This window comes from Paraburkholderia azotifigens (assembly GCF_007995085.1).
GTDB lineage: Bacteria > Pseudomonadota > Gammaproteobacteria > Burkholderiales > Burkholderiaceae > Paraburkholderia > Paraburkholderia azotifigens.
The window spans coordinates 2,156,303-2,183,132 of the sequence record NZ_VOQS01000005.1 but is presented as its reverse complement, the minus strand read 5'-3'; the positions used below and the strand labels follow the sequence as shown (position 1 = coordinate 2,183,132).

Here is a 26,830-nt window from a genome sequence, read left to right as displayed (position 1 = left end):
GGGCCCACTACAACGTGAGCGCTCGACATCGTGGACGATCATAGGTTGAGAGCGCGCCGCAAAACTGTGACGGACGTCATACAAACCTATTGGGGTTGTCCCGGGATCAGTGATTGCTGCAGTGCGATTGACGTGCCACTGAAATACGCATGCAATCTGGCTGCGAGACAGGAACAGGCGAAAGAACCGCCGAAAAGTGCCGCCGCAACCCGCAAATCGCGCATCGAACCCGCGCGGCGATGCCGACTATGACGTCCGTCACAGAAACGTGCCGCACAAATTCATTAAGCTATCGGCAAGGTCCGCCGGCTAGACACGCGACACACATCCGGCCCCTCTGACATTCTTTCAAGGAGCAAACCGCATGACGAAGCGAGTGATTGTGACCGGCGGCAGCGGACTCGCCGGTAAATGGGTCGTCGAAAATCTGGTCGAGCACGGCTACGAAGTGCTGAATCTCGACCGCGTGCCGATGCCCAAGCGCACCGCGCGCACGCTGATCACCGATATCACCGATGCAGGCCAGGTGTTCAACGCGCTCGCGTCGAGCACTGCGCCGACCGAATTCGTGCCCGACCTTGAGCCGAAGCCGATCGATGCGATCGTCCATTTCGCGGCAATTCCGCGCGTCATGGTCACCACCGACAATGAGGTGTTCCGCATCAACGTGATGGGCACCTACAATATTCTGGATGCTGCGTCGAAGCTTGGCATCCGCAAGGTGATCGTTGCATCGAGCGAAACCACCTACGGCGTGGTGTTCGCGCACCGGCACCGCAATCCGCAGTACTTCCCGCTCGACGAGCAGTATCCCGTCGACCCGTTGGACAGTTATGCGACTTCGAAGGTGATCAACGAAGTGACTGCGAAGGCGTTTCATGCGCGCACCGGCGCCGACCTGTACTGCTTCCGGATCGGCAACGTGCTGGATCCGGAAGACTATGCGAAGTTCACGACGTGGAACAAGGACCCGTCGCTGCGCAAGCGCATCGCATGGAGTTATATTGACGGCCGCGATCTCGCTGAAGCGGCGCGCCTTGGTATAGAGAAAGACGGCCTCGGCTTCGAGGTGATAAATATCGCCGCCGACGACGTATCTTCCGATCTGCCGACGGCGGAACTGCTGAATCGGTTCTATCCGGAAGTGCCGGTGAAGAAGCAGCTCGGTGAGTTCGAGACGCTGCTGAGCAACGAGAAACTCAAGCGCCTGCTCGGCTGGAAGCAGAAGTACTACTGGCGCGATCAGGCGAAGTAAGAGCCACGTCAATTCACCTATCCCAGCTGCTTCACCCGCTTCGCAGCTGGATTGTTTATTCTGCGCGCCGCGAAATTTTGCGGCGCACGCCCACGCTGCGGGGCATCGAGCCCGTTGCAAACCTCTATCGCAGAGGTCCGCAACGGGTTGTGTCGCGATAAGGTCGGCAAGGCAGGAAAGTTCCGCCGTGCCAAGAAGTCCTTATGCCAACAACGAATAGAATTTGTCGGCAGCGGTTCGGGTAACGCGGCCTCCCTTTATCTGGCCTTTCCTGATCATATGCATTGTCTCAATGCCTGACAGGATGACGCAGTCAAACCGCGCGTGATTTCATCACGTAATCTCGGGGTCGACGCTATAGTGTTTCGCGCGTTGCCCGGCGGAGCCGCCTCTAAAATTTCTCGCGCATGCCGATCCGCACCAGCGCCTGGCGATTTGAGCTGGACGGCGTGACTGTGTTGATCGCCGCGACGGCCGGTTTTCCCAGCGAATTGGTGCCGTTCGCGAGAGTCGATTTGCATCCCGCGATAGTAGCGGCAAGGTTTCGATCCTGCAATTCTGGCTTGCCCGGGGGATCGCTCAGTGGCCTGTGCTCCTGAGCCGTCAGGAAACAGTCGTGATGCTCCGGTACACCGTCAAGCACTCTTGTCACACACGTTCCACAAACACCTTGCTCACACGAAGCCTCTACCTCGACACCTTCGACTCGACGCACGTCGACGATCGTCTTGTCGTCCGGGATCGTGAGAACTTTCCCGGAGCGTGCAAGCTTCACATCAAACGATGTCTGCGTGCCTTGATCGATAGGATCTGCACCGGCAAAGTACTCGAGATGAACAGCATCTTCTGGCCGGAGCCCGTCAGCCTCACGCAAGTAGCGCAGCACCAGCTTGTCATGCCGAGTCGCCCCCACTCCATTCGACTGCTGCTCGAAGGTGCAATGGCTCAGGCTTCGTTGAAGCCGAACATTGCGCTAGAGATCGAAAGCATCCCCGCGATCCTTAATCTGGTGCGTGATCAGCATCTACATGCGGTGCTTTCTATGAAGGCGGTTCAATCTGGAGTGCAGCGACAGGACTTCTATGTGCGTCCTATTGCCGATCCCTTTGCTCGAACAGGCGATTCCGCTGCTCCGCCAGACGGTTCGGGGTATTTCCGAGGCGTGCGCGTCCCGGCACTGGGCTTGGAAGCGCGCGTGATGAGGGCATCTCTGCCTGGGTTGCCTTACATTCGCCGCGACCTTGGCGGACTACAGACGCCAGATCAGATCAGGTTTGTCATTGCTAAAGTCGACTTCTGCGGAAGCAAGTCGGCACTTCCTTCGGGACGCCGCGGGCTGAGGCGCGACCATCGCACCGTCTCCCCCGGTCAGCGGTCAGTCACTCACCGCGCGCCATGCTGTGAAATGCCATCGCCAGAGGGTCAACCACATTCCACGGCGCTTGTGTCAGAAACTCGTCATCCTTCAGTGCCGTGGTTGCCGCGGCGCGAGCAAACACGCGCGCCCCTCGCCCGCCGCGCTTCGCGGCAACGCACTTCGTGATCTCGAGCGTCCCCTCCGCCAAAAGCAGGCGGACAGCCTTGAATACTTCGTTACGGCTCACCCCCAGGCGTTGAGCGAGGTCCATCGCAGTGCATTCAATTCCACCGCTCAACATGTCCAGGATTCGCGCAGCCAACAGACCAACCTTTCGCATCTTCCAGTCGATCGCCCGCGAATCAAGCGGATCGCGCTTTTCCTCTACGCGTGGCGTGATAACCGGAAGATCGGTTCGCAACTCGCCTTCCGCTCTGCCTGGATTTCGTGCGCGATAACATCGTTGCTCAATGTCGATTTGACAGAGAGGATTATCAAAAACGGTTGTCAGTTGTTCGACATCGAAGCGCCCGCGCAGCGCGTGCCATACGTCCTGCCAACGTTCGCACATGCCACTGTTCGAGAGTTCATAGGCGGCCTGCCGAATCGCTTCGCGAGCCTCGACTTTGTCCCAGCCATTTGCACGTTTCATCGGCATTTCCACAGATCACGATATCCGTATAAAAGTTGCTTCCTGCCTAGAAAACCAGTCCGAACAGTCTCTTGAGTAGTTCCTCCAGCGACATCATGGTCAGCGCCAGCGGCATGATCGGAATAAGCACGGCCGCGGCGAGGCGTACGATGGCATCCCGCGTAATGGGTGCAATGCGCATGGTGCGGACGACATCAAAGCTGTTGGCGAGATCCGCAAGCGACTGGATGTCAGCACTTCCGACCAGGGGCTCGCCTGGCTGCGAGGCGCCCCGCAACCATTTCGCGTCAAACTCGCGCACGTACCGTTCCGCCAGGGCGCCATATTCGCTCAGACCGTTGCGCTTCGCCTGTGCCAACTGAGGCGCGAAGACCAGCAATGGACCAAAGACCAGACACAACAGAAAGAGAACCATCGCTGCAGTTTCTGCCTTGAATTCCGTGAGTGCCGCGCCGGCGAAAAGAATGCGGTTAGCGAACTGCGCCGCAAGCATTGCGCCGTGGGCAACAAGGAGAGCCATGAATGCATAGACGGTATTGGCGAGAAATCCCAAACCGCCGACTCGATCCGGATGAGTGGGAACGAGACTGAGCTCGATACGCGAAACATGCCAGAGAAACCGTATCCAGATAAACAACCGGAAATACCAGCGGATCAGCAGGAACTGAAATATCGGCACACTCACATATCCGTACCACCATCCGGCGAGCGAAAGGTTCAGCCCGCCAGCATTTGGCACCGCATACCATGTCGATGTCGTTTGCATCGCGGTGTAATGACGCCAGACGACGAAGACGCCCAGTCCGTACACGACAGCCACCAGCAACAACTCAGCGGCGACCGAGTTGCGAAGGCGAAACGCCGCCCGGATGGCTTCATCAAACCGTGACGCAGAAGTCTCGGGAATGATTTTCCGGTCGAGAAATGCCCTCGTTATCGGACGCAGGCGGCGATGCACGACGAGTTCGGCAATGATCAGGATCGGCACAGCAACAAGGAAGCGAATGTGCACTTCCATATCAAGGAGGAAAGGTATAGTCACGCTCCGATCGAGAAGATGTCCCTCCAGCGCCGCGAGCACAAGCAAAGGCAGCCACGCCACCAGCGTGATAACAAGAACCCGTTGTCGCACTAGCTCGAGCGCGTCGTCGGCCATGTGCGTGCGGCGCAGAAGCTGAAACAGCGGGCCGCCTAGAACGAGCGAGAAGTTCTGCGTATCGTGCAGGATATCGTCGGGCGACGGCGACGGAACGTCGGTTCTCTTGGGTCCGAGGCCCAGATAGCGACTCATGTTTGGCATCCTCTCTATTTCAATCAGATAAGCCGGCACGGCAACATGCCATCGCTGGCGACGCACCTGCGACCAGGCGCGCGTGCCTGGCTTGAGACCATCGTAAAATCGCCTTGGTTGCCTGGATTGATACAGATCATATTTCCGCGATCCACGGCCATGCTCGTTTATCACCAGGAAGAGGTGGCCTTCACTCGGACACCGGACAATGCTTTTGCAACGCTTGAGTTTTCGGTGAAGCACCGACTGCGATCGAAAACTCGAAAGCTCGAACGATGCAAGTTGCAATGAAGGAGCACCCGCTGAAAACCACCGTCCCCCTCATGCCGTTGCTCTACACGGGACAATCAATATCGGAAAGATGGTCCGTCGCAGCAGCGACTCGACAATGCTTCCATGAACCCATCTGCGAAGACCGCGCCTGCAGTGCGTTCCAATCACAACCAGATCCGCATCGCAATCGACCGCTGAAAGCAGAATTGCCTCGGATACGTCCCGTCCATCTCTGCAGACGGCTCTGACCGATCCCTGCACACCGGCGGCCTGGATGCGAGTTCCGGCTTCTTCAATCACAGAAAGCGAGGACAGCGTGGCTGAATCAGAAGGTTCCATCTGATTTGCGTAGCCGGAGTCAAGGGCGATCAACGACATACTTTCTTCAACTATGGAAACAACCTCTATCACGCCACCCGAAAGTTTCGCAATGTACATCGCCTCATCTAACGCGAGCTTCGACGGCAGCGTTCCGTCGTATGGCACAAAGATCCGTTTGTACACGCTGCCCCCGTCATCCAGAATCCCGGCGCTTGCCGCTCGCGCCCTTGCATTGGCTTACTGCTGGTTCACGCCACTCTGTGCGGCTTCAATAGCAGCGTTGCGCTTCTTCCTGGCTTCAGCTTTCTTGTGGTCAAAGACTTTCCTTGCAGCAGCGACCTCCCGGTCATATTCGCGATTCGCGGCCGCAACCTGCTGATGCATTTTCACAATCTCATCGGGATGACTAGCGGCGGCAGCCGATGGGCTTGCTGCCGAACTTTCTTGCGCCCAAACACTGGAAACGGGAGGCAGCAAAAGACAAGCGGTGATCACAGATGCGATGGCTTTCTTCATGGCGAACTCTCCTTGTCAGCGATGCGTAGGTCTGCCGCTCCCTACCCGTGCAGGAAGCTGGCAGTTCCGGGCAGACAGGCGGTCCCGCGGGAGACCGCCCGGGCCTACCGGCCAAGCTCATTCCGGCAGCGCACTGAGGCGGAAGAAATTGCGCGTATCGGCGTCAGCCGCGCCGAACCACCTCGTGTACAGCGCCGGAAACTCCGATGAAGCAAAGAACCGGCTCAACGTACGATCGACCAGCAGGCGGAGGTCGTCGTCACCTCGCGCCATTCCGATCGCCACGGGCAGGTAGGTGAAGTGACGGTCGAGCACTATCAGGTCGCCGGAGGCCGGACTACTGCTCGCTACCGCAAGCAGCAGCGAGCGTTCGCCAAAGAACACATTCGACTGCCGGTCAAGAACCCTGCGCACACCCGACTGGACATCGGATACGGGAATGACCGACGCCGTAATCTGGAACTGCCCGAGTTTGCCGCCTAGCCAGCGCTGTGCAGGCGAGCCATCGACAACGGAGATGGTCTGCCGCGAAATCAGCTGCGCCGGTACCGCGCGCCACGTTGGATGCGCGGGGCTCGCCCCGGACAGAACCTCTTTCAACCCCGCCGGCGCATCCGAACGCAGGACGGCGCCGATGCCGCCCGGGTACACGGGGATGGAGAACGATATGCCTGCCCGGGCGGCAAGCGTGTCGGCGTCACCGCATAACAGGTCGATCCGGTGATCCTGTACGGCGCGCAGACGGGCGTCGGGCGTGACGGCTACCCAGTTGACTTTCAGCGTTCCCAGACCACTTTCCGTCTTGATCGCGTCGGCGATTTTCTGGCACAGCGCGACGGTGTACCCCGTGATGCGGCCAGTCTGATCCTTATATGAGAATGGCTGCGCGTCGCCGATGTAGCCCAGATTGATCACGCCGGACTGTTTGATTCTCCCGAATGCGCCTGCGGACGCAGGCTCATCTGCATGGGCTGGGCGCGGCAGCAGACCCGCCAGCACCAGAAAAGCGATTGCCAGCGCAGCTGCCGCAGAGGCCGCGGCCGCGCGTCCGGAAGCAGTCACCGCTGTAAAGCGGAAGGCCATGAAGCCGTAGATCACATAGCCAATTGCCATGACCAGCATGCCGCCGAGCACAGCGTCTTTACCAGACGCATAGATCGCATACACCGAGTACGCGAGCGCGATGACCGTCACGATCGCATTTAGGCGGTATTTCGCGGGCATCGTACCGGCGTTGCGCATCATCACGAACAGCGCCGACAGGGAAATGATGTACGGCAGCACATTGGTGACGACAGCCAGATTGACGAGAGCCGCAAACTGTTCACTGAGGTTTGGCGAGATAGTCGACAGCGCCATCAATGACTGGACGACGCCCATGATGACCATGCCGGCGATGGGCGCGCCCATACTGTTTGCCTTGCCAAAAATGCCCGGGAACATCCTGCTGTCCGCCGCATCCTTGGCCGTTTGAGCTAATGTGAACTGCCATCCCAGCAACGATCCCACGCAAGCCAGCGCAGCCAGCGCCATCACGATCGAACCGACTGCCGGGTTGAACATGCGCGCAAAGGCGAGCCCGAACGGACCGGTCGATGCGGCAAGCTCCGCATTCGGCACGATGCCCTGGATAGCAGCCGTGGACAGAATGTAGATCACCGCGGCGCCCAACGTTCCGAACATGCACGCCAGCGGAACGTCGCGCTTGGGGTTTTCCACAGCGGACGAGTTCTGGACTGCAGACTCCATGCCGAGGAACGCCCAGAGCGTCAGGGAGATGCTTGAACCCATGCCTTCGAGCAGGCTGACCCCCTTGGGATTCCAGGCAGCGGCAAACGTCCCGCCGTGAAACCAGAACCACCCTGCGATCGAGATGAACCCGACGGGCAGGATGACACCCCATACGGTTACCGCCCCGATGCGCCCCGTCAACTTCGGTCCACCGAAATTCGCAACGGTAGTGAGCCACAGCAGCGCAATCACGCCAACGCAGGTGGCGACGGGCGATGATGTGAGAACAGGAAAGAACGCCGCGAGATACCCGAGCGCCGAGCTTGCAACAGCCACATTAGCGATCGCGATCGACAGGAAATACAGGAAGAACACCTGGAAGTACCCGTCCTTGCCATAGCCATCCTCTGCATAGGCTGCCATTCCTCCCGCGCGCTGGTTGAGCAGTCCCGCTTCGGCGAAACCGTACGCAATAGCCAGGGACCCGACTGCCGTCACCAGCCAGGACAGCAGGGAGATGGCCCCCACCTTTGCCATATTGGTCGGCAGCATGATGATGCCCGAGCCCATCATGTTAACCGTGACAATGAACGTCAGTTGCACGACATTCATCTTTTTGGGTTGATCAGACATGGTCAATCTCCTCGTCTCCAACAGTTGCTGCTATTCGCATACGACGTAGGTATAGAAACGGATGCGACCGCCCTCGCGCTCCTGGAACACCCCCTGCACTTCGTAGTTGAAGCCCGGAAAGCGGTTGAACGATTCCTGAAATGCCATGAAGTAGTCGAGCATCGGTTGCGCGCGTTCGTCCCAGCGTTCACCTGGAAGGACAACACCAATACCCGGCGGGTAGATCAGTGCGAGCGTGGCGGAGATGCGGCCACGAACCTCGTCAAGCGGCACATACTGGACGTTGTTCGCGACGAGATGCTCATATGCCGCCTCGGGCGACATCGCGAGTTCGGGGAAGCTGGATGCACGGAAGCAAAGCCGCTGCAATTCCTTCACGTTGGCTTCCCTGTAGAAGCTGTGCATCTCGTTGCACACCTGCCGAAGCGTGTAGCCCGCATAGCGTGTGCTGTGCGCCGCATACAGCGTGGGTAATACCTCCGCCAGCGACGCATCGTTATCCCAGAGATTCTTGAACCTGACGAGCCTGGCGATCAGCGTATTCAGCTTGCTCTCATCTTCCGCGGGCGTCATGAGGAAGAGGATGCTGTTCAGGTCACATTTCTCGGGAACGATGCCTTCCTCACGCAGATAGTTCGCGACGACGGTCGCGGGGACCCCGAAATTGAGGTAGTCGCCCGTACCCCTGTCGATGCCCGGTGTCAGTAACGTGAGCTTGTTCGGATCCACCATGGCATAGCCTTTCGCATACCCCTCGTAGCCATGCCACGTTGCGTCGGGATCGAAAGCCCAGCATTGCTGCTCGCGCTTGATGACTTCGGTCGGCAACGATTCCCAAGCGACGTTCTCGACGTCCGTCGTGAACTTCGAATCTCGAAGCGTGACGACATCGGGCACGAAAGGATCGAAAAACCACTGCTCTTCCTTGCACTGTCCGGTCGCCGCGTAGTGGTGAACAAACTGCCGGATTTTCTTGCGCGCCTCGATTCCCAGCGCGATGCAATGGTCCCATAGCATCTCGCCCGCCTTGCCCTCATGAATCTTTGCGTTTACGTCGAGTGAAGCAAAGAGCGGATAAAACGGCGAAGTGCTCGCATGCATGAGGAACGATTCATTGAAGCGCCTGTGCTCGATGAAGCGCTTCTGGCCACGAATATGTTCGTCGCGCTTGTGGATCTGTGACGCCTGAGAAAAGCCCGCACCCTGTTTATGGACAGATTGTGTGGAGAAGAGTCCCGGCATGTCCGACGTCAGGTTCTTCAGACGCATCGGGCTATGATCTTCAAACAGCGGATGGAAGGCGTTGTACCCGATCCACGCCTCGTCCCACAGCACGTATTCGCAGAGATGTCCGATTTTTTCCAGTACCCGGCGTACGTTGTAGATGGTGCCGTCATAGGTATCGAGCTGGATGCACGCCAGTCGGAAGGGCCGCTGCGCCCTGCTGCGCTCCGGATCGTTCACGAGCGGATTTGCCCGGATCTGCTCGCGTAACCGGTGCTCGTCCCAGGCGTCCCAGTCGACGGCTCCGATCATGCCGAACGGATTCCGAGCCGTTGGCAGGAAGACGGGAATGGCTCCCGCCTGCACCAGCGCGCCCTGATGCACCGATTTGTGATTGTTCCGGTCGAACAGCACAAGGTCGCCGCGTCGGAGCACCGCACCCGTCACGATCTTGTTCGACGTGCTGGTACCGTTCAGGACGAAATAAGTCTGGTCGGCACCGAATACGGCGGCCGCGTGACGTTCCGCCTCCGCTGCCGGTCCCTCATGGATCAGCAGATCGCCCAGATCCACATCTGCGTTGCACAGATCATTCCGAAAAATGCTTTCGCCGAAGTGTTTAAAGAAGAGCTGTCCCGCGGGAGATTTTCGATAGAACTGGCCACCCTGGTGTCCAGGACAGTCGAAGGCTATATTGGCTTCGGCGTCGTAGGCAACCAATCCACCGAAGAAAGGCGGGAGAAGACTCATCCCGTACTTCACGAGACTTACGGCCACCTGTTTCGCGTAAAAGGCAGGTGTTTGCTGGCCGAGATAGATATAGCCGTCGACTTCGCCTAACGCGCCCTCGACGACGAGGTCAGACAGGCCATGGTTGTTGGCCAGGGCCCAAAGGGGAGTATGAAAGCCGAGTGAGCGAACACCTCTCGCGAGCTCGCGCGCTTTCCCGATATGCTCGCCGTCCACGGCGAAGATGTAAGCTCCGACATCGGCGTCTTCATCGACGTCTCGCTTCCAGACATCGCTCACCTCGACGCGCAGCCCCTCCGCCGTCATGGAATCAAGCAGTACTTTAGTATCCGCCTCCGTCCGCTCGACGATCACCACCACCTTTAGCAGTTTGTGGAACGGAATCGGTATGGTCGGTGCTTTGACGGAACGGGGAATCATGATCGCGCCTCCTGCTTGCATCTTGATTCAAGCACCAGGGGACAGGCGCCCCTTGACTCAGATCAAATCCCACCTTTGCCGCGTCGATATCCTGATTCCATGCCCCACTCCCGTACGTATGAAGATCGATTTGTCTGCGCACGACCGCTGCACGACAAACCGGGCTGGGGAAATCTTTCGGTCCAGACCTTGCCAGACGTTTTGACACTTGCCCCCATGTCCTGCGAAGCGTGCACGAGAATGCAAGGATGCGAGCCTCAGACAGGCCACGAATGGCTAACTGAAGTGCAAAGCCCTCGGCGACTCTATCGGCTCGGACGGCCTGCCGTTGTCGTACGCCATTTCCGCTGCAGCGTGTGTGGCACAAACTGGTTGTCGGAAAGCGATCCATTGCAACCGGGCGCAGTCGAGTGGTTATGCCTGCATTTCTCATCGAATGTGCTTACCCCTGTGTCAAATTCGAATCCCGGAAGCTCACACGGAGAGCCGGCATCTTCGGTAGATGCAACGCCTCGTTCAGGATCGTTTGCCAAGAGGATTCAAGGCGCCTGGCTGCGCGGCCGACTATTCAACGCGCACAACGCCTCACAAGGCAGGAAATCCGCAGTACATTTCCACACGGCGTTGCATGACTGGAAAAAGCGGTATTGAACGCCGTCGCACGCTGTGCTGCGAGGGGCAACGGTACACGGCGCGCTGTATCGGGTAATGTTCTTCTTTTCTCCATCACCGAAAGCCGGCGCAACGCGACAGGCGAAAAGTCTTCACACGGCTTATTCCCGGCTGCGCGGTCTGACAGCCGCACACGCCTCACTCTCATCGAAAGGTCCCATCACGGCGATGGGGGCGGCTGGATACTGCGCGCGGTCAGCACGGTCAGCTGCCGTGGTATTCAACGCTTTTGCAAAGTCCACTCCTCCTGCGGCGACCTGCAAAAATCGGGGTGAAAGTCCATTGACTGACCTTTCGCAACCAGAACGACGAGAACGTGGCGGCATGTCCTGCTCCCTTCGCGAATTGTACTTTCCGGCGTCAACATGCCGCTTATCTGTATGCTGTTTCCGGTACCATCATTCATCCATCGGCGCATTTCGCCGTCCGCGTTCGTATTGAGTGCGTCAGCAAGCGCACGTTTGATCGATTCAATGTCGGAGCTATTGATGTACGACATTGGCGTATCGTTGAGAAAATCGAGATTGCTCGCAACTGCGCTCGCCGTGCCTGTCGCAAGCGTCGCAACGACGCCAATGCGCGCGCACCAAGCGGTCAGCGCGTACTTCCGGTTCGATTTCAACATAAGATCTCCTGCCTCTACTCCTGGTGCTTCAGGCCTGCCTGCATCACATCCAGAGCGATGTTGATATGTCCAATTGAGCGATGGAAGCTTGCGCAAACGCCCTCCATGCTTCCGACACAATAGAACCCGGTTCACCCGGATTCCATCAGCTAACGTTAATCATTCGAGACCTTTCTCCATTGAGGCATGTCAAATAGTCAGGTGCGCTCCAGAATCGGAAGTGGGCGATGCATGAGGTGCTCTCATAGCCGTCGAAAGAATTCTTGTTCGGCGAATCTCCGCGTGAATGGATGCATGGTGTGCGATGGAGGGTTTTGCACGACTGATGTGAAGCAGAACAAGACGGTGTTGTCCTAACCATTGCTTCGATCAATGAAGCGACGGTTCAAACGCCACGGAACGACGGGGATTGATTGCGCGCCGGATTGTCCGCTTACGGAAATCCGGCCAGATTTGTGGAGATCCTGTGAATGGTGTGCGCGTCCGTTTGGTCGACCTAACCCTCCAGCTCGGCTTTCGACTGCACGGTTGCCTCCGACGCCCCGCCAAGCCCTTGCGTATCCGGGATTCTCGCCAATTGCATGTCCTCATCGAACATGTGCTCACGGAGGATTGCCGCGTCAAGCAGTTCGAGCTCACGGCGCAAGGCCGGGTGACGCGATGCGGGCAATGTTTTCATCAGGTTTTCGATCATCGCGCGCAATCGTCTTTCGATTTGCAGGCTACCCGCGCCGTACTGCCGGATTTCCCTGCAACTGATGTGGACGTAATCGGACCAGCCGGGCGTACGGAAAAGCACGCGCGGCTGTCCGCGCTCGTCGTTCACCGTACGATTGATGAGAGACTGCTTGCCGACGACACGTAGCAGCCGATGCAACTGGTCGATTGCCAGCACAGCGGTCGTAGGATCATTGATCGCGGGAGATAGAGCCTTCAACGCAATGTCGACTTCAATCCTGAACGCGAACATCGGGTCCTGCTCCATCGTTCTCTCTGTACCGAGCGCAACAAAGTGATGTAAACGGCGTTCGGCGGCGTCGGTGATCGCCCCGCTCGCTTCATAAATGTAGAAAAGCGGCTCATCGGTGGCGATGAAATCGCCTACCTGGACTGCAAACTCAATGACGCAGCCCAGACGCTCGGCTTCACGCGCAAGGCCTTGAAGGTTAACCGCAAGCACGACGCCGGATCGCCCCCGATAGACCACCACACGCCGGCTGTTCGACGGATCGGTTGACGTGCGCTTACCGCCGCTGCACAACGCCTGCGCCTGTTTCGTTCGTTGCACACTTTCGGGCGTGCCTGAGGGCGCCGACCCATCTCCCTCGGGGAACGCACAGGGATAGATATGCCGGATCACGGCGAATCCCTGATCCGCCACCCGGCCTATCAGGCTGACCGGTCGCATCAATCGCGCGGAGTAATCGATCAGCAGAATGAATGCGACCAGGGAAGCGAGTCCAATCACCGTCGCAAGAAATACCTGAAGCTGGGGCACGGCGGCGGATTGGCCGAGTTCGGCCATGGTCCGATGGGTCCATAGAAGCGAAAACACGAAGAGCCCCACGATCCACCGGATTACGTTGTCCCGCAACAGGGTGGTCGCTATGATGCGCGGCGTGTACTGGCCGCCCGCCACCTGAATCGCAACAAGCAGCGAGCCGAAGCTGAACACGAGACAGGAAAGGTTAAGCGTGAAGATCCGATCAAGAATCGAATGCGCCTCTTCGGCGTTGACAGCGAGGAATCCGTGCGCAAGATCGACGCCATGATACGCAGTCAACCAGCCGCCGAGATACTCGGCGATCCGCTTCAGTGCCATGCCGGCGACTAAAGCAAGAATGGGCACTATCCAGAGGGACGACCGTGCGTAGCTGATCACGCTATATCTTCGGTTCCACGCCATGGGACACTCTTTCACTGTTCACAGGGTTGAACGAAATGAGCATTGCGGCGCACGCCTCTCGGGTGTCACGCTGTGCCATCCTGATCGGGTTGCGTTGCGATTGCGGCGTCCCCCACGCGAGGTACTGCCGCGTCACCGTCCAGGAACGCTTGTACGACGTCGTTGACCGAGAGCCTGCGCCCGAAATCTCCCGTCTGTTCTTCAAGGCCTTCTGCGCGAAGTATGTCCCGCGCGCCTGCGTGCGCCCCGACAATTCGTAAGCGTCTCCCCTCTTTCTCGAGTTCGACGTGCAGGGCCGCCAACATCCGCGCGCCCGCTATGTCGACGGCGGGCGAACTGGACAGGTCGCAGATCACCAGCTTCACAGGGCTCGCATCTGAGTGGACCCGCTGCAGTATCGTCGCCCGCACATGTTCTGTATTGAAATAAAGCAGCGACGCCTCGACGCGGAAAATGAGCACCCCAGGGATCGCCTCGTTGTCAGGGTGACGTTCGACATCGGAAAACCGTTGGGTGTCGGGAATGCGTCCCAGCACCGCGACGTGCGGATGCGCGGCGCGCCGGATGAGCAGTAACATCGAGGCCAGAACCGCGAAGATCACTCCCTTGAGGATACCGAGCAGCAATACGGCGGCAAACGCGACCATCGCGACCGTAAACTCATAGCGGCTCACGCGCCAGACATGACGCAATTCGCGGATATCCACCAGTCCTTTGACAGCCACGAGCACGATTGCAGCGAGCACGACGTTGGGCAGATTGGTGAGCAGTCCCGTCAGGAACAACAGACACAAGCCGATTGCGATCGAAGCAAACACAAGCGCAAGCGGCGTCTGCGCGCCCGCCTTGTCGTTAACAGACGACTGCGAGAGACCGCCCGCCACGGGATAACCCTGAAAAAGCCCGGACGCGAGGTTGGCCGCGCCCAATCCCAACAGTTCCTGACGCGGGTCAATTTCATAACCATTCTTCTGGGCAATCGCCCGTGCAGCGGAGACGCTTTCTACATATGACAACAGCAGACAGGCGAATGCCAATGAAACGATGCCGTCGACGTCGCGTACTCGCAGCGAGGGGAAGTGGAATTCAGGCAAGCCTCGCGGCAATAAGCCGACGACCTTGAATCCCATGTCGCGAAGCGGCGTCACGGTCAGAAGGACAATCGATAACACTACGACGAACAGGGCGACAGGCCGACCAGGAAGCAACTTCTCGCCCAGTAACAGGAGCGCGAGTACGCCGATTCCAAACGCCAGCACGACGAGCTGCGTATCTGGAAGCTGCCCGATGAGGACCGTGATGCGCTCGAAGAACTGTTCCCCGCCGCCCTTGACGCCGAACAGCTTGGGCAATTGTGTCAACGCGATGGTCAGCGCCGCGCCCGCCTTGAAACCGAGCAGTATTGTTTCGCTGATGAAGTTGACAAGCGAGCTCAGCCGGAAAATCCACGCGCAAAGACACATGGCTGCGATAAGGATCGCAGTCAGCGCAGCGATAGACGCGAAACGCACAGGGTCTCCGCCCGCCATATCCGCGACAGTTACACCGACAAGCATCGAAATGGCAGAAGTCGGTCCGATGGCCAGCTGACGCGATGATCCGAACAGCGCGTAGAGGATTCCGCCAGCCAGGTAGCAATAGATGCCGTATTGAGGCGGAAGTCCCGCCAGCGTCGCATACGCAAGCGATACAGGTATGCCGTAGGCTGCGAGGGTCACACCCGCGATGGCGTCGGCCGAAAGCCAGCGCCATTGGTAGCGCGGCAACCACTGCAACGGTGGAAAAATCGCGCGCCAGCCTTTCGCGGACACCTCCGGGAGGGCAACTGCGTCGGGGACCCGCACCTTGGCCATGTCACCCTCCTTAGGGACGGTCGATAGGACTTCATCTAGCAACGGGACGACGACGCAGCAGATGACCGTCGTGGTATGTCCCATGGCGGTCACGCCGCTCACGCGAGTCTGGCGTGCGATGCCGCACCACCACAGCGCTACGCGCTTGCCATCGTCAACGCGTTTTCCAACCCGCGAAACCGAACGACACCATCACGTGCTTTCCTGCAAATTCCGCAGCATCCCGCTCCGCATAAATCACAATACGCACGCGTATCAACCACGAGATTGATTCAGGTCAATGCCTTGAGAGCCCCTGGCCGTCGATCGGCGAATTGGGCGCAATAGGTCGGCACTCAGTGATTCCATGTCTGCATGAAACGGCATTGACGCGGATATTGCTCGGCCCAGAACGGTTCCCTGTCCAGCAGCCTGGCCGTTACAGCGTGCCGCGCGGGCACCTGCGTGAGACGGAAACGCCGGGCATCCGATATTGCGGTGCGAAAGCTGCCTGGACTTTGGTCGGCTATTAGTTCGCCAGAAGCGCGGACGCGATCGACATAGGTCAAGCAGACATTCTCGAGCGCCCTATCGTTCAGTGACGAGACAACCGCCAAATGCTGCAGCGCTCCGGAAGTACTCTCACATACCTCTTCGCACAGAAAACTGAAATCAACGGTTGGAGGGCGCGTTTGCAATGTCAAGCAAGCTTACCGGTGTGAGCGCCGCTGCAGAACGAGACATGTGTGCAGCCCAGGCCGTCTCGACGAACCCGGCACGGCCGAATCCAATACCGCTCGCTCGAATCGCGTTCCTGGTCAATGGCAGCTTCGACCGTTTTTGAGGCGTACGAGCACGCTGGCAGGAAGCCGCTGGCCCAAAGCCTTGCAGTCGCAATCGGCAGGCGTCTGAGAGCGCTGCCACGCACGTCGCCGGCAACGAGGTCGTGCGAGGCGAATGCGTTAAGCTTCATCGCCTTGGGGGTCTACGTCGATCATCGGACATGGCAAGGACGAGTCCCCCCGCATGCCGTGCGGGGCGAAGATGAGGCTTACGCTCGCATCCGTGGTCCTGCACACCCGTGTCTGCGACACGTTAGTCCTCCGAATTTGCGATCTGCCTGGATGGGCAGCTACCGGCAATGCGCCTGGCTTCCCTGCTATGCGTCCAGTTCATCATCGAAAAGCTTGTGCCGTATCGCATAGCGGATAAGCCCATTCTCGTTCGCCGCCTGCATTTTTTCGATGATGTGCGTTTTGTGCGTGCTGATTGTCTTCACACTGAGGCACAATTCATGTGCAATATCGGTGATGCTCTGGCCTTCCACAATCCTTCGGAAGACATCGAACTCCCGGTCGGACAAGCGCTGATGAGGCATTGCTTCCGCAGGTTCGTTAAGATTCGCGGCAAAACGCTCTGCCATCGCCAGGCTCACATAGACGCCGCCTGATGCGATTTTCGCCACGGCGGAAATCAGCTCCCGGCTCGCACTTTCCTTGGTCAGATAACCTGATGCGCCCGCCTTGAAGGCGCGCGCTGCATACTGATGCTCGGCATGCATGGTCAGCACCAGAATCCGCAGGGACGGATTCTCGTCCTTGATCTGCCTGATGAGGTCGATACCGTTTCGCCCGGGCATCGACAGATCCAGTATGAGCACGTGCGCGCCGACGCCACGCACCATTGCGATGGTCGTCGCACTGTCCCACGCCTCGCCCGCCACCTCGAATCCGCTGGCGTCGAGCAGGACGTGGCGCAAGCCGTCGCGTACCACAGCATGGTCATCTGCGAGCAACACCTTTATCATGTCTTTTCCTCACACCGGGGCTGCCGTCGGGTGACTGCACGATAAACATCGCTACGTGTTCGCCGCTCTCATACGCTGCGAGCGGCAAAGGCCATACCCTCTGTACCGCATCCTGGTGTCATGCATGCTGTCTCCCCGCGCGGGACGATATCGCCGACAGGCGTTCGAGCAGATCCTGCTTCTTGTTAATGATCTGCGTCGAGTTGCCCGCACCGCACGCGCTCTGCACCCGTCTGTGCCAGTAGGCGGGATCGGTGATGAATTTGTGTCCTGAAGCGCAGGCCGTCAGGTGGAGGTTTTCGAGGCGGGCGATCACCGCCTCAATATGAAGCAGATCCTGGATTTCCAGCTCATCGGTGCTCATGGTTTAACTCCTCGGAAAGCCAAACCAGTCCTGTGATGTCAGGCGCTGCGGAACTCGCTCTATCGCGCGCTTTCTTTCCAAGCAGCAACTCGACACTCTCGGACGCGCTATGTGCTGACATCAATCATCGGTAAGTCTATCCACCGTTTGGTGCGTTTTGAATGACAGAAGGTAAAATAGTAACGATTTTCTCGATATCATCCGGAATTGACGCATCTATTCCCGAACAGAACCGAGTACTTCGTAAGCGCCCTATGAATGCGCCAGACGCAAGGCCCTCGAAGCGCGTCCGTTTTTCACGGGCTGAGGGCTGCTACGGGGAACGCTTCGAAAATCGCTGGAGTGGGAGAATGAGCGAGTTGATGCGGCCCGCCGGGCTATTCCTTTCAACCGCGACACCAGATTCCCGCGAGCGTCGAGCGGCGTGCATCACACTGATCGTGTCGGCCGCGCTATTCGCGATGCTGGCCCCGTCCGCCGCGCAACCACTGTCGGCACTATGGGCCTTCGTGCCTGTCCATAACCCGGCAATCGCGATCAATGACGTCGGCACGACGGGACGTCTGCTGGGCCAGTTCACCATCCTGCGTTCAACGTCACTGCTTGTGCTGGCGGGCGGCTATCTGTTCACAGGTTTGATGGCGGCGCGCACATGCTGAGTTTCCCTGGCGTGTTTTCGACGACGGGCTGGCTCGCGCCGGCGAACAGACGTTATTGACGCGTTACCGCATCACCTTTTCATCGTCATGCGTTGGATGCGTCCCTGCTCCACGCATTCGCCGCATACGAGGACTCATCCTTCCCCGGCATCCGGGCCGACGGCTGCAATATGGACCAGGCCCGCCACCCGGCCATCGCACCGCGCCGCCGTGATGGCGGCGCGGTGCTTCAGCCTGCGCTTCACTGTCGCGACCTTTTCCTCAAATGAGACGTCAAGGCCGTATCGAGCCGCGACTACTTGATTCCCGTCCGCCTGCAATGCAGGAATCACCTTGCTGAAGCACGCGCCATCGGCCCAGATCCCATGACAGAAGACGATGCCAGCGTTCCATTTCTGTCCCGTTTCCTGATCTCACATCCGGCTATATTTTTTCACGGGTAAACAGGCCGGATGTCAGCGCGAAACCATGCGCCCGGTGCGACTCGCATCGATGGCAGCAGACGAGGGAGGACTCCTCCGCACGGCTGCATCCGCCTGCTGTCGCCGTGCGTACACGGGGAATGACGCGCCGCTGCTCTCAGCGTCCGCTATCGCCCGTCGCTGAGGGAGATCGCGCAATGGATGTGCAGAGGGCCAGCTGTCCCGTCTCGCCCGGCAGCCGCGTCGCCGTCGTGGGCGCCGGTATTGCCGGGCTCGCGAGTGCGTATCTGCTCGCCCGCCGCCATCAGGTAACCCTTTTCGAAGCGTCGGGCTATGCCGGCGGCCACGCGAATACCGTCGACGTCGAACTGGACGGCTTCACCCATCCCGTCGATACCGGCTTTCTCGTCTTTAACGATCGCACCTATCCCAACCTGATCGCCCTCTTCGACGAGCTTGGCGTCGCGTCACACGCAAGCGACATGACATTTTCTGTCTCGCTCGATCATGGGCGGCTCGAATGGGCGGGCACCAATCTGAACACCGTGTTCGCGCAGCGGCGCAATATGCTCTCGCCGAGCTTTCTAGCCATGTTGCGCGACATCATGCGTTTCAACTCGGCGGCTGAAACACATCTCGCAGCGGCGTGCGCCAGCGGATGCTCGGTGGACGATCTGCTGACGGCGGGCCGTTACGGCGCGCCTTTCCGACAACACTACCTGTTGCCGATGGCAGCTGCGATCTGGTCGTGCGCGACATCCGACGTGCTGCGCTTCCCCGCCGCGACCTTTTTGCGCTTCTGCCTGAACCATGCACTGCTGCAGGTAAGTCAGCGCCCACGCTGGAAAACAGTCGCAGGCGGCGCACGCGAGTATGTGCGCAGGATCGCCGCCACGCTGGACAACGTACGGACGAACGCGCCCGTCTTCGCGGTGCGCCGCGCGCACGATGGCGTCCTGATCGCAAGCGGATCAGGATGGGAGCACTTCGACGCGGCCGTTCTCGCCACGCACGCGCCCGATACGCTGCGTCTGCTCGAAGACCCGGACCACGACGAACGTTGCGTGCTCGGCGCGATCCGCTATCAACCCAATGTAGCGTGGCTGCACACCGATGCGGCATTGCTTCCGCGCCGCGAGCGGGTCTGGTCCGCATGGAACTATGTGTCACACGGCACAAGCGGCATGCGGCCTGTCTGCGTGAGCTATCTGATCAACCGTCTGCAGCCTTTGCCATTCAGCAGACCCGTGATCGTGACGCTCAATCCTTCACGACCGCCCTCACGCGAAACGATCCTGAAGCGGTTCGACTATGATCATCCGCTGCTCGACAGCGCGGCCGTCGCCGCTCAAACTCACCTCCCTTCGTTACAGGGCGTGCGGCGCACGTGGTTCGCGGGCGCATGGACGGGCTATGGTTTCCATGAAGACGGGCTGAAGTCGGCGCTGCGCGTTGCGGGCGACTTCGGCGTCGAACCCGCGTGGTCCGTGCGATGAACAGAACATCATCCGATAGTGCAGCGTGGCTGCTCTCCGGTCACGTCGTTCACGAACGGCTGCGCCCCGTGCGTCACCGTTTCGTCTATCCCGTGTTCTGCATTCGTTGCGATCTCGCGAGGCTTCCGGAACTGGATTGCTGGTGGCTGGGCATCGATCGTCTTCGACCGCTGAGCCTGATGAAGGGCGACTACGGCGCATGCGACGGCACGGATCCGATCGTGTGGATACGCGGCAAGCTCGCAGACACAGGCGTCGATCTCGATGGCGGCTCTATCTGGCTGCAGACCTTTCCGCGCATCTTCGGCTACGCGTTCAACCCCGTCAGCTTCTGGCTCTGTCACGACCGTGACGGCAATCTGCGCGTATTGCTCGCCGAGGTGCGCAACACATTCGGCGAGCGCCATTCGTATCTGCTCAAAGCAGCGGACCACCGTCCGATCGACGCAAACACCAACCTCGTTTGCACGAAGACGCTGCACGTGTCGCCGTTTTGCCGCGCCGAAGGCCATTACGCCTTCCGCATCCGCGAAAGCGCGCGCGCTTCTTCGATCTCCATCGATTATCACGATGCGCAAGGGCTCCTGATCCGCACGGCCATTTCGCTCGACAAGCGCCCTCTTACACGCGCCCGTGCGTTGCGCGCGCTCGCACGGCAACCGCTTCTCACGGTCGGCGTTATCGCGCGCATTCATTGGCAGGCCCTGCGCCTGTGGCTCAAAAAGGTGCCTTTCCACGGCAGACAACCGCCCTTGCCTCACTCGCGTCCAGCAACAACCAACGAGGAATCGCGACCATGACGTTTCAGCGCGCCTTCTATGCCGCGGGCGGTGCGCCTGCCTTCGCCCGGCTGTTTCTCGCGTTGCTGGGCCGCTTGCGCGTCGGCCATCTCGTTCTGACGACGCCCGGCGGCCAGCAACGCGTATTCGGCGACCCGCACGCTCATCCGTGCGCACAACTCATCCTGCGCGACTGGCGCGCGTGTCGCGCAATCCTCCTGGCAGGCGATATCGGTTTTGCCGAAGCGTACCGCGCGCGATGGCTCGACACGCCCGACATCGTGGCGCTGCTGAGGCTGGGCATCCGCAACGAGGCTGCGTTGCCGCGCACCGTGGCGGGCAGCATGCCGGCGCGGCTCTTCTATGGATTGCGGCACTGGCTGCGCCCGAACACACGGCGTGGCAGCCAGCGCAACGTCCACGCGCACTACGATCTCGGCAATGCGTTCTACGCGCTGTGGCTCGACCCGAGCATGACCTATTCGAGCGCGCTGTTCGACGGCGATGCCAACCGTACGCTCGACGATGCCCAGGCGGCCAAATATCAGCGCATCGTCGACGTGTTGCAGTTGCGCGCCGGCATGCGCGTGCTGGAGATCGGCTGCGGCTGGGGCGGCTTCGCGCTGCACGCTGGCCGGTTGGGTATCCGCGTGCATGGCGTAACGATTTCCGCGGCACAGCACGAATGGGCGCGCGAGCGCGTAGCGCAAGCCGGACTCGACGATCTCGTCTCGATCGAGTTGCGCGACTACAGGGACTTGCGTGGCATCTATGACGCAGTGGTGTCGGTCGAAATGTTCGAAGCCGTGGGAGAGCGCTACTGGCATACGTTCTTCACGGCGCTGAAACGCTTGTTGGCGCAAGACGCGCGCGCATTCGTCCAGTCGATCACGATCGACGACTCGCACTTCGCCGCGTACCGTTCCTCCAGCGACTTCATCCGCGAATACATCTTTCCGGGCGGCATGCTGCCGGGCGCCGGGCGCTTTCGACTCGCGGCGAAACGCGCGGGCCTGGAGACGGTCGAGTCGCTATCGTTCGGGAGCGACTATGCGCGCACGCTGCAATGCTGGCGCGAGCGCTTCGAGGCGAACCTCGAAGCGGTGCGCGGGCTCGGTTTCGACGACCTTTTCATTCGCACCTGGCAACTCTACTTCGCGTATTGCGAGGCGGGCTTCGCAGAACAGCGCACGGACGTCAGGCATTTCGTTCTCACCGCCGCCGCGTGAGCGGCGTGCAGAACGCGGCCCGGTTCCGGCGTCATTCGCCCGGCGGCAGAAAGCCTGGCTTGCCGATCTGATGCGGATGCTGCGGCACACGGCGAAAACGCGACGCGTCGAAACCCAACGCGTCAAAGCGCGCGAGCAGCGAGCGATAGACGTCTTCACTGACGTCAGGTTCACGCGCGAAAATCCAGCCGAGGCTTTTGTCGCGAAGGCCGAGTAGCGTATAGCGATAATCGTCATCGACGTAAAGCGTCAGTTGCGTCACGTGAACCGGCCAGACGATACGCACCCTCCATTCGCCGTTTTCACTGCCCGGCACCACGCTGTCGACGAAATGAAACGTCGACGGCAATGCGTCGAACGTCTTCGCATGCGCGGTGTAGCGGTCGTCTATCTTGCCGTCTTCGCGCAGCGACCAGTCCGCATAACTGCCCACATATTTGCTCTCGAGGAAATACGGAATGATCGCGATCACGTACCAGCGCCCCATGTAGCGCGGCAGATCGACGTTCGCGGGCTTCAGCGGTACGTCGGCCCGTGGATTGGGATTCGCCGGCGATTGCGAACATGCCGATATCACAATGGCCGCCACCGCGACGGCAGCCAGTGCACATGCAACTCGCGCATACCACGTCGGGATTTTCATCGCGTCACCGCTTCTCGAACAGGTAGTGTGCTACGCCCCACTCGTTGCCTTTTGCGTAGCCGAAGAGTTCGGACACGCTCATGTAGAACATCCGCCAGCGCTGAAACCACAGTGCCGCAGTATCCACACCGTAGGCCAGGGCGAGCTCGGGCATCACCTGTGCGCGTGCTGCGTCGAGATTCGCCAGCCAGTGCTCAGCCGTGCGCGCATAGTGCGCACCGCCGATCCACCATTGCCTGTCGATGCGCAGATCGTTCTGAAAGTGCCGCAACAACGCTTGCGACGGCATCGTGCCGCCAGTAAAAAAGTACGTCGACATCCAGTCCGTCACATCGCGGGTTTGAAAATGCCATCCCATCGTCCGATGCGCGAAGATATGGACGAAGAGCTTGCCATCGGGGCGCATCCAGCGCGCAATGCGCTCTAGCAGCAACCCATAGTTCTTCATATGCTCGAACATCTCGACGGACAGCACGCGGTCGAAATAGCCGGTGCGTAACGCAGGTTCGAATTCGAACTGCGCGACGTTGCCCGCTACGACGCGCAGATTCGCGATGCCGGCTGACGCTGCCCGCGCTTCAATGAATTCGCGTTGGCCACGCGAGTTCGACAGGGCCACGATCTGCGCTCGCGGGTAACGCATGGCGAGCCACAACGCGAGCGCTCCCCAGCCGCAACCGAGGTCGAGTATGGTCTGACCGTCTTCGATCTGCGCGCGCTCTGCGTAAAGCGCGAGCATCGCCTGCTCTGCCTGCTCGAGCGTCTCGTCTCCGTCTGGATACAGGCAGCACGAATACTTCAGGTGCGGACCCAGATGCGCCTCGAAGAACGACGGCGGCAACTCGTAGTGTTGCGTGTTCGCGGCATCGGTCTCGATTGCGACGGGGCTTGCGCGCAACTCGTCGATGAACGCGCTGAACCGTTGCGAACGAAGCGCGCAATCGAACGCGCCTTCTTCGATCAGACGCTGCCGCATCAAGCGGCGCATGCCAGCGCGGATCAGCCGGTCGGGCACCCAGCCTCGTTCGCACGCATGGATCAGCCAGTCTTCGCAAGCGTGTTTCGGATTGTCGATTGAAGGCCCGGGTGCCGTGAATGTCATGGCGTGCACCGTTTGCGTGAGTGGAAGGCGTGTCGGGAATCGGTAGACATCAGCCGCGGCGCGGCGGCATCGGTATCAACGCGCTGGTCTCACGCATGTACTCGGCGTAGCCAGGACGCGAATGGACCAGATGCGCTTCGAGCATCGGCACGCCGGATAACTTCATCAGCAGCCATGCCATCAGCACGGGTGGAATCAGTGTCAGCCATACCCAGGGCGAGCCCACCGAAAGCGCGACGTATGCGACCCAATGCAGGCATTCGAAAAAGTAATTAGGATGCCGCGAATAGCGCCACAGGCCGACGCGGCACACATTTCCACTGTTCGCCGGATCGGCGACGAAGCGTCTGAGCTGACTGTCAGCAATCGCCTCGCCGCCCACCGACGCGAGCCAGATCAGCACCGCTATCGCGACCCATGCGGCCGAAGGCGGGGCCGCCCGCCACGCAGGCACCGCGAATGCAAGCGACAGCACGACTGAGACGACCGTTTGCAGTTCGAGAAACCAGAACATCTTGCGCCCCGCGTCTGCGCCCCACTGCTCGCGGAACCGGTGATAACGCGGGTCTTCCGGCTTGCCCGCGTTACGCCGCCATAAATGCCAGCCCAGGCGCGCGCCCCAGATGCCGCCGCCGAACGCGACGAGCGCGCGGGCAAGCGGATCGCCGTTGCTCGCCATTCCATAGAACAGCGCGATCGCGCCCAGCGAAAACGCCCATATCGGATCGATCATGCCGGCGTTCGCGCTCGCCTGCTGCCACACCCAGAAGGCCGCGAACAGCGCGACGAGCAACACGAACGCAATCGACGCAGCGACGACGGGTGACATCGGCGACTCCTCTCAACGTGAATCCGCAATGCGTGTTCTTGAAGGTTATACGCGTCACGAAGGCGAGTGGATGCATTGCGGCGAATGTGCCGCAAACAGTGCGCCGTTACGGGCGCCGTGTCGCGGAATTGAATCGGTTCGATGGACACCTTCAGCAAATCCTGAACAAAAGCAGAAGAAGCTGAGCGGCTTTGCCGTTTAGGGGGCGGCAGCGTCAAGCGCGATCGTCGAAATCAATGCGCCTGTGCGCGGTTGCGGACCGCGTATGACCACGGCTGCACCGTGGATCTCTCATTCGAGCCCGGCACCGACGGGGCCCGCGAAGCCACCTCATCGGCAGATGGTGAACAGTGCCACATTCACATTTCGGAAATCATTCGGAACAGCGATGGCCTGGGCGCAGCAGAACGCGCGCCGGGCAAGATAACGCACGTTTCATGACAGGACGCATCGTGCCGGACACATGCGGGAGGGAAGCGTCGCGCGCCCGACGCTCCCCGCCGGCTCCGGTTCGACGCCCCCGCTGCCTAGTTCAGCCGCTTCAGTTCACCATCGTCCGCGTACCAGTCGACTGTTTTGCCCGTCGTGTTGATCGTCACCGCGCGCGGTTCGCTGAACTGGTCGAATGACTCGATGCCCGTCTCGCGCCCGACGCCGCTGTTCTTGAATCCGCCCCACGGCGACGCCGGGTCCAGACGATGATGATCGTTCACCCACACCATGCCGAATTCCAGCCTGCTCGCGACGCGATGCGCACGCGCGACGTCCTGCGTCCAGATGGAAGCGGCGAGGCCGAACTGCGTATCGTTGGCGATACGGATCGCATCGGCTTCGTCTTCGAACGGCATCACGACCGTCACAGGCCCGAAGACCTCATCCTGGCCGATCTCCGATTGCGGATTCGCGTCATAGATCACGGTCGGCTCGAGAAAGTAGCCGGACGTCAGTTCTTGCGGTACGCGTCCGCCCGTCAGCACTTTCGCGCCCGCCTCCTTCGCGCGTTCGAGCATCGCGAGAATGCGCTGCCGCGAGCGCTCCGAAATCACGGGCCCAAGCTGGGTCTTTGCATCGGTCGGATCGCCCACGCGGATGCGCTCTGCCTTCGCGCGGAAACGTTCGAGAAACGCTGCATACATCGACTTCTGCACGAGGATGCGCGCGCCGCACACGCAGGTCTGTCCCGCGCCGATGAACGCGGCGAATGCCGCGCCGTTCACTGCGCGCTCGATATCGAAGTCGTCGAACAGGATTACCGCCCCTTTGCCGCCGAGTTCCAGCGTGGCCAGCGCAAAATTGCGCGCGGCAGCCTCGCCGATCGAGCGCCCGACTTCCGTGCCGCCCGTAAATACCACTTTGCGGATCAGCGGATGTCGCGCGAGCGCCGCGCCCGCTTCGCGCCCTTCTCCGTTCACCACGTTGACGACGCCCCTGGGCACGCCCGCTTCCTGCAGCAGCTTCACGAGCCGCACGGTCGTGAGCGGCGTCTGTTCCGATGCCTTGATAACCACGCTGTTGCCCGTCGCGAGCGCAGGCGCGAGGCTCTTCGAGAGAATCATCAACGGATGATTGAACGACGTCATCAGCGCGACCACGCCGAGCGGCACGCGCTGCGTGTAGCACAGATACGGCCCTTCGATCGGAATCACGTCGCTGCGTCGTGTCAGCGCGAGCGCCGCGAAATAGCGATAGAACTGCGGCAGCCGTGAAATCTGCGCGCGCGTTTCCGAAATCGGCCGGCCGTTATTCAGCGTTTCCAGCTTGTAGAACTGTTCGAGATCCGCTTCGAACAGATCAGCGAAACGATTGAGAATGCGCGCACGTTGCTGGATCGACATGTCGCGCCACGCGCCGCCTTCGAATGCGCGATGTCCGGCCTGCACCGCGCGATCCACATCGTCAGCCGAAGCCGATGCGAGCGCGCCGATCACTTCACCCGTCGCGGGATTCAGAATGTCGAGCGTGCGGCCTTCCTCGGCGTCCGTCCATTCGCCGTCGATCAACAATTGTGCGTCGTAGTGCTGCGTGTTGGTTGTATCCATTGC

The 26,830-nt window shown here is 60.0% G+C and carries 21 protein-coding genes and 2 pseudogenes; 6 read left to right on the top strand and 17 right to left on the bottom strand.

Features of this window, described 5'->3' with window-relative positions:
* Positions 1 to 364 precede the first annotated feature (364 nt).
* Positions 365 to 1,255, top strand: coding sequence for an NAD-dependent epimerase/dehydratase family protein (locus tag FRZ40_RS41805; protein ID WP_147238195.1), 891 nt, complete (start codon positions 365 to 367; stop codon positions 1,253 to 1,255).
* Positions 1,256 to 1,456: 201 nt separating this feature from the next.
* Here FRZ40_RS41805 and FRZ40_RS44780 read toward each other — a convergent pair.
* Positions 1,457 to 1,564 (bottom strand): annotated as a pseudogene (locus FRZ40_RS44780) (IS6 family transposase); the annotation flags it as partial.
* A gap of 82 nt (positions 1,565 to 1,646) precedes the next feature.
* Positions 1,647 to 2,141, bottom strand: a complete 495-nt coding sequence (locus tag FRZ40_RS41795; RefSeq protein ID WP_240057496.1) for a 2Fe-2S iron-sulfur cluster-binding protein — start codon at positions 2,139 to 2,141, stop codon at positions 1,647 to 1,649.
* On the opposite strand from FRZ40_RS41795, the pseudogene FRZ40_RS45615 reads away from it, so the two are divergent.
* A pseudogene (locus tag FRZ40_RS45615) lies at positions 2,088 to 2,303 on the top strand (LysR substrate-binding domain-containing protein); the annotation flags it as partial. The gene FRZ40_RS41795 and the pseudogene FRZ40_RS45615 sit on opposite strands and share 54 nt — an antisense overlap.
* Positions 2,304 to 2,634: 331 nt before the next feature.
* Here the strand turns inward: FRZ40_RS45615 and FRZ40_RS41785 are convergent.
* The 11 genes from FRZ40_RS41785 to FRZ40_RS41735 form a co-directional block, all read right to left on the bottom strand.
* Positions 2,635 to 3,264: a MarR family transcriptional regulator gene (locus tag FRZ40_RS41785; protein WP_028369070.1), complete on the bottom strand. Its 630-nt coding sequence runs from the start codon at positions 3,262 to 3,264 to the stop codon at positions 2,635 to 2,637.
* 46 nt (positions 3,265 to 3,310) lie between these two features.
* Positions 3,311 to 4,555, bottom strand: a complete 1,245-nt coding sequence (locus tag FRZ40_RS41780; protein WP_028369071.1) for a hypothetical protein — start codon at positions 4,553 to 4,555, stop codon at positions 3,311 to 3,313.
* A gap of 321 nt (positions 4,556 to 4,876) precedes the next feature.
* A complete protein-coding gene (locus tag FRZ40_RS41775; protein WP_158647081.1) occupies positions 4,877 to 5,332 on the bottom strand; it encodes a universal stress protein in 456 nt (151 codons plus the stop codon).
* A gap of 54 nt (positions 5,333 to 5,386) precedes the next feature.
* Positions 5,387 to 5,665: a hypothetical protein gene (locus FRZ40_RS41770; protein ID WP_193567071.1), complete on the bottom strand. Its 279-nt coding sequence runs from the start codon at positions 5,663 to 5,665 to the stop codon at positions 5,387 to 5,389.
* A 117-nt stretch (positions 5,666 to 5,782) separates the two neighbouring features.
* The gene (gene potE / locus FRZ40_RS41765; RefSeq protein WP_147238192.1) at positions 5,783 to 8,029 is read right to left on the bottom strand and encodes a putrescine-ornithine antiporter; all 2,247 of its coding nucleotides are present in this window, start codon (positions 8,027 to 8,029) and stop codon (positions 5,783 to 5,785) included.
* Positions 8,030 to 8,059: 30 nt separating this feature from the next.
* A complete protein-coding gene (speC, locus tag FRZ40_RS41760) occupies positions 8,060 to 10,423 on the bottom strand; it encodes an ornithine decarboxylase (RefSeq protein WP_147238191.1) in 2,364 nt (787 codons plus the stop codon).
* Between the two features lie 892 nt (positions 10,424 to 11,315).
* Complete coding sequence (locus FRZ40_RS41755; RefSeq protein WP_147238190.1) at positions 11,316 to 11,720, bottom strand: hypothetical protein; 405 nt, start codon at positions 11,718 to 11,720, stop codon at positions 11,316 to 11,318.
* Positions 11,721 to 12,216: 496 nt separating this feature from the next.
* The gene (locus tag FRZ40_RS41750; RefSeq protein ID WP_231516258.1) at positions 12,217 to 13,602 is read right to left on the bottom strand and encodes a DUF2254 domain-containing protein; all 1,386 of its coding nucleotides are present in this window, start codon (positions 13,600 to 13,602) and stop codon (positions 12,217 to 12,219) included.
* A gap of 89 nt (positions 13,603 to 13,691) precedes the next feature.
* Positions 13,692 to 15,479 carry a SulP family inorganic anion transporter gene (locus FRZ40_RS41745; RefSeq protein ID WP_147238189.1) on the bottom strand — a complete coding sequence of 596 codons (1,788 nt, stop codon included), beginning with the start codon at positions 15,477 to 15,479 and terminating at the stop codon, positions 13,692 to 13,694.
* 1,138 nt (positions 15,480 to 16,617) lie between these two features.
* The gene (locus FRZ40_RS41740) at positions 16,618 to 17,265 is read right to left on the bottom strand and encodes a response regulator (RefSeq protein ID WP_028369077.1); all 648 of its coding nucleotides are present in this window, start codon (positions 17,263 to 17,265) and stop codon (positions 16,618 to 16,620) included.
* Positions 17,266 to 17,383: 118 nt separating this feature from the next.
* Positions 17,384 to 17,629 (bottom strand): hypothetical protein, encoded by a 246-nt coding sequence (locus FRZ40_RS41735; RefSeq protein WP_028369078.1) that lies wholly within the window; start codon positions 17,627 to 17,629, stop codon positions 17,384 to 17,386.
* A gap of 350 nt (positions 17,630 to 17,979) precedes the next feature.
* Here FRZ40_RS41735 and FRZ40_RS41730 point away from each other — a divergent pair, with 350 nt between their 5' ends.
* From FRZ40_RS41730 to FRZ40_RS41710, 4 genes are all read left to right on the top strand, one after another.
* Positions 17,980 to 18,288 (top strand): hypothetical protein, encoded by a 309-nt coding sequence (locus FRZ40_RS41730; RefSeq protein ID WP_147238188.1) that lies wholly within the window; start codon positions 17,980 to 17,982, stop codon positions 18,286 to 18,288.
* A gap of 619 nt (positions 18,289 to 18,907) precedes the next feature.
* Positions 18,908 to 20,206 (top strand): NAD(P)/FAD-dependent oxidoreductase, encoded by a 1,299-nt coding sequence (locus FRZ40_RS41720; RefSeq protein ID WP_028369081.1) that lies wholly within the window; start codon positions 18,908 to 18,910, stop codon positions 20,204 to 20,206.
* The gene (locus FRZ40_RS41715; RefSeq protein WP_147238187.1) at positions 20,203 to 21,006 is read left to right on the top strand and encodes a DUF1365 domain-containing protein; all 804 of its coding nucleotides are present in this window, start codon (positions 20,203 to 20,205) and stop codon (positions 21,004 to 21,006) included. The genes FRZ40_RS41720 and FRZ40_RS41715 overlap by 4 nt, the downstream gene beginning before the upstream one ends.
* Entirely contained in the window at positions 21,003 to 22,214 is a 1,212-nt protein-coding gene (locus FRZ40_RS41710; RefSeq protein ID WP_147238186.1) for an SAM-dependent methyltransferase, read from the top strand. The genes FRZ40_RS41715 and FRZ40_RS41710 overlap by 4 nt, the downstream gene beginning before the upstream one ends.
* A 31-nt stretch (positions 22,215 to 22,245) precedes the next feature.
* On the opposite strand, the gene FRZ40_RS41705 is transcribed toward FRZ40_RS41710, so the two are convergent.
* From FRZ40_RS41705 to FRZ40_RS41690, 4 genes are all read right to left on the bottom strand, one after another.
* Positions 22,246 to 22,857, bottom strand: coding sequence for a lipocalin family protein (locus tag FRZ40_RS41705; protein WP_147238185.1), 612 nt, complete (start codon positions 22,855 to 22,857; stop codon positions 22,246 to 22,248).
* 4 nt (positions 22,858 to 22,861) lie between these two features.
* Positions 22,862 to 23,959, bottom strand: a complete 1,098-nt coding sequence (locus tag FRZ40_RS41700) for an SAM-dependent methyltransferase (RefSeq protein WP_147238184.1) — start codon at positions 23,957 to 23,959, stop codon at positions 22,862 to 22,864.
* A 49-nt stretch (positions 23,960 to 24,008) separates the two neighbouring features.
* Positions 24,009 to 24,788 (bottom strand): DUF1295 domain-containing protein, encoded by a 780-nt coding sequence (locus FRZ40_RS41695; RefSeq protein ID WP_028369085.1) that lies wholly within the window; start codon positions 24,786 to 24,788, stop codon positions 24,009 to 24,011.
* 527 nt (positions 24,789 to 25,315) lie between these two features.
* Positions 25,316 to 26,827, bottom strand: a complete 1,512-nt coding sequence (locus FRZ40_RS41690; RefSeq protein ID WP_147238183.1) for an aldehyde dehydrogenase — start codon at positions 26,825 to 26,827, stop codon at positions 25,316 to 25,318.
* Positions 26,828 to 26,830 lie beyond the last annotated feature (3 nt).

What these genes read in the sequence shown, in the direction of transcription:
- FRZ40_RS41740 (WP_028369077.1), bottom strand. Translation starts at nt 17,265, where the DNA reads ATGATAAAGGTGTTGCTCGCAGATGACCATGCTGTGGTACGCGACGGC.
- FRZ40_RS41780 (WP_028369071.1), bottom strand. Translation starts at nt 4,555, where the DNA reads ATGAGTCGCTATCTGGGCCTCGGACCCAAGAGAACCGACGTTCCGTCG.
- FRZ40_RS41690 (WP_147238183.1), bottom strand. Translation starts at nt 26,827, where the DNA reads ATGGATACAACCAACACGCAGCACTACGACGCACAATTGTTGATCGAC.
- FRZ40_RS41720 (WP_028369081.1), top strand. Translation starts at nt 18,908, where the DNA reads ATGGATGTGCAGAGGGCCAGCTGTCCCGTCTCGCCCGGCAGCCGCGTC.
- potE (WP_147238192.1), bottom strand. Translation starts at nt 8,029, where the DNA reads ATGTCTGATCAACCCAAAAAGATGAATGTCGTGCAACTGACGTTCATT.
- FRZ40_RS41745 (WP_147238189.1), bottom strand. Translation starts at nt 15,479, where the DNA reads ATGGCCAAGGTGCGGGTCCCCGACGCAGTTGCCCTCCCGGAGGTGTCC.
- FRZ40_RS41805 (WP_147238195.1), top strand. Translation starts at nt 365, where the DNA reads ATGACGAAGCGAGTGATTGTGACCGGCGGCAGCGGACTCGCCGGTAAA.
- FRZ40_RS41770 (WP_193567071.1), bottom strand. Translation starts at nt 5,665, where the DNA reads ATGAAGAAAGCCATCGCATCTGTGATCACCGCTTGTCTTTTGCTGCCT.
- speC (WP_147238191.1), bottom strand. Translation starts at nt 10,423, where the DNA reads ATGATTCCCCGTTCCGTCAAAGCACCGACCATACCGATTCCGTTCCAC.
- FRZ40_RS41705 (WP_147238185.1), bottom strand. Translation starts at nt 22,857, where the DNA reads ATGAAAATCCCGACGTGGTATGCGCGAGTTGCATGTGCACTGGCTGCC.
- FRZ40_RS41710 (WP_147238186.1), top strand. Translation starts at nt 21,003, where the DNA reads ATGACGTTTCAGCGCGCCTTCTATGCCGCGGGCGGTGCGCCTGCCTTC.
- FRZ40_RS41735 (WP_028369078.1), bottom strand. Translation starts at nt 17,629, where the DNA reads ATGAGCACCGATGAGCTGGAAATCCAGGATCTGCTTCATATTGAGGCG.
- FRZ40_RS41755 (WP_147238190.1), bottom strand. Translation starts at nt 11,720, where the DNA reads ATGTTGAAATCGAACCGGAAGTACGCGCTGACCGCTTGGTGCGCGCGC.
- FRZ40_RS41730 (WP_147238188.1), top strand. Translation starts at nt 17,980, where the DNA reads ATGAGCGAGTTGATGCGGCCCGCCGGGCTATTCCTTTCAACCGCGACA.
- FRZ40_RS41785 (WP_028369070.1), bottom strand. Translation starts at nt 3,264, where the DNA reads ATGAAACGTGCAAATGGCTGGGACAAAGTCGAGGCTCGCGAAGCGATT.
- FRZ40_RS41715 (WP_147238187.1), top strand. Translation starts at nt 20,203, where the DNA reads ATGAACAGAACATCATCCGATAGTGCAGCGTGGCTGCTCTCCGGTCAC.
- FRZ40_RS41695 (WP_028369085.1), bottom strand. Translation starts at nt 24,788, where the DNA reads ATGTCACCCGTCGTCGCTGCGTCGATTGCGTTCGTGTTGCTCGTCGCG.
- FRZ40_RS41700 (WP_147238184.1), bottom strand. Translation starts at nt 23,959, where the DNA reads ATGACATTCACGGCACCCGGGCCTTCAATCGACAATCCGAAACACGCT.